The sequence below is a fragment of the Burkholderia catarinensis genome (assembly GCF_001883705.2).
Taxonomy (GTDB): domain Bacteria; phylum Pseudomonadota; class Gammaproteobacteria; order Burkholderiales; family Burkholderiaceae; genus Burkholderia; species Burkholderia catarinensis.
On record NZ_MDEQ02000069.1, the window covers coordinates 1 to 2,376 of the forward strand.

Below are 2,376 nucleotides of genomic sequence, written 5' to 3' on the forward strand. Positions count from 1 at the left end.
TTCGATCTGAACGTGCTGACGACGGGGAGCAGCAAGGCGCTCGGCATCCACTCCGGCACGATCAACGCGACGTGCGAGCAATATGCGAAGTCGCGCAGTCAGCACCGTCGGCCCTGCCTGCGCTATCGCGGCAGGAAATCGCTGGGCTGGGTGCCGCTGAAGGGCCGTGACCTGAAGCGCGAGGGTGACGCGTTCCGTTTCGCCGGCAACACGTTTCGCGTGTTCAACAGCCGGGCGCTTCCCGAAGGCAAGATCAAGGACGGGACCAACTTTGCGCAGGATGCACGCGGCAACTGGTTTCTCAACATCGTGATCGAGATGCCCGATGTGCAGGCCCGCCCGGTCCGTTCCGGCGTCGGCATCGATCTCGGCCTGAAAGACTTCGCCACACTTTCGACCGGCGAGAAGCTGCCCAATGACCAGTTCGGTCGACGCGCGGCGGAAAAGCTGGCGAAAGCGCAACGGGCGCGAAAGCACAAGCGGCATATCGCGAAGCTGCACGCCAAGGTGGCGAATGCCCGTGCCGATTTCCAGCACAAGCTCGCGCTCGATCTGGTGCGGCGTTTCGATTACATCGCGGTTGGCAACGTATCGGCCGTCAAACTTGCCAGAACCAGGATGGCGAAGAGCGTCTACGACGCGTCCTGGTCGTCCTTCCGAAACAAGCTCCGCTACAAAGCGATCGCGCACGGAGCCACGTTCGAGGAAGTCGACGAAAGCGGTTCGACCCAGTCCTGTTCGTCGTGCGGATCGAAAGACAGCACGACGCGGCCGAAAGGTATCGCGGGACTGCGAATAAGGGAATGGGCCTGCAGTGACTGTGGTGTCGAGCATGATCGAGATACCAACGCTGCGCTGAACATTCTCCGATGCGGACGTGCATCGCCAGGTGTGGGAATCCTCCGCCTTTAGGCGGAGGAGATGGAATGAACACCTCCCCTCTCTTCGGGAAGAGTCCAGCGCCGACGGCGCAGTGACGAGGGGCTCTCGCTTGACCCACGGCATCGACGTGCCAAAGTGAAAGTTCCACCGATCACTTAGGTAAGGAGAGCCCAAATGAATGCTACGACTTACGGGCTGGATATTGCAAAGTCCGTCTTCCAGCTTTACTGGGTGAACCCGCAATCCGGCGAGATCTTCAACCGGCGCTTCAGCCGCGATCAGCTCATCCGCTTTCTGAGTCAGCGAGAACCCGGACGCGTTGTGCTGGAGGCATGCGGCGGTGCGCACTGGTGGGCACGCAAGATTATCAGCCTGGGCCATCAGGCGGTTCTTCTGCACCCCAAATACGTGCGCCCATTTGTGCAGACGAACAAAACCGACGCGGCAGATGCTCGCGCGATCTGGACCACCGCCCAGCAGCCCGGCATGCGCACCGTTGCCATCAAAACCGAAGCCCAGCAGGCCATCCTCAGTCTGCACCGCATCCGCTCCGCACTGGTCGACACCCGCACCCGACTGGTCAATCAAATCCGCGGGTTGCTTGCCGAATACGGGCTGGGATTCCGCTATGGCCGCAAAGCCTTCATGAACGAACTTAGCGTTCGCATGCCCGAGATCGAACAAGCGGTGCCTCCGCTCATCTGGCGTGCTCTGCAGCACCAACTCGCGCATCTTCGCCAATTGGAAGTCGACATCACCGAAACTGAGCGCGAAAACCTTCTTTGGATGAAGGCCAATCCCGCCGCACAAATGCTGGCGGCCATTAACGGCATCGGCCCACTGACGGCCACTGCCACTGTCGCCGTCATGGGTTCGCCGAACACGTTCCGCTCTGGGCGAGCGTTCGCGGCTAGCCTCGGGCTCGTGCCCGCCCAAACCGGCACCGGTGGCAAAGTCCGTCTGGGCGGTATTACCAAGCGCGGCGATCCATATCTGCGCAAATTGCTGATTCACGGCGCCCGCATCGTCGTTACCCGCTCCAAGCAGCGCCCCGCGTGGGTGGACGCACTTCTGAGCCGACGCCCAGTCAATGTTGCAATCGTCGCGCTCGCCAACAAAATGGCGCGTGTCGCGTGGGCACTGCTGGCGCACGGTCAAGCCTATGACCCTAAACACGTCAGCACGCGCCCGCTCGCGTAGGCGACGGCGTGTTGATTCGAGCACTTGAATCCTCCAACCCTCTAGCGTTGCGCAGGTAAGGTGAAACGTGTGATGGCAAACGAGATCGTTCCGTGGGAGCCCAAACCCGATGACGTCCATGCAGCTCACAGCTCGGTGTGGGAGATGGGGACGCTCCCAGCAGATTCCATCAAGGCCCGCAGGCCCTCGGACCTGCAACCCAAGGCCGAATATAAGACTGCAAACGCAACCTCCATGTCTCGCACGCTAGAACCCGACCTTGCCAACGGGGAGGTGTTCATATAAGGACGTCAA

Annotated in this window: 2 protein-coding genes; both read left to right on the plus strand. The window is 61.0% G+C overall.

Annotated features, from left to right (window positions below):
- Positions 1 to 912, plus strand: a 912-nt coding sequence (locus BFF94_RS37490; RefSeq protein WP_219140465.1) for an RNA-guided endonuclease InsQ/TnpB family protein, incomplete at its 5' end; no start/stop codon positions are given.
- Positions 913 to 1,056: 144 nt separating this feature from the next.
- Positions 1,057 to 2,082 carry an IS110 family RNA-guided transposase gene (locus BFF94_RS37495; protein WP_128849454.1) on the plus strand — a complete coding sequence of 342 codons (1,026 nt, stop codon included), beginning with the start codon at positions 1,057 to 1,059 and terminating at the stop codon, positions 2,080 to 2,082.
- The last annotated feature ends 294 nt before the right edge of the window (positions 2,083 to 2,376 follow it).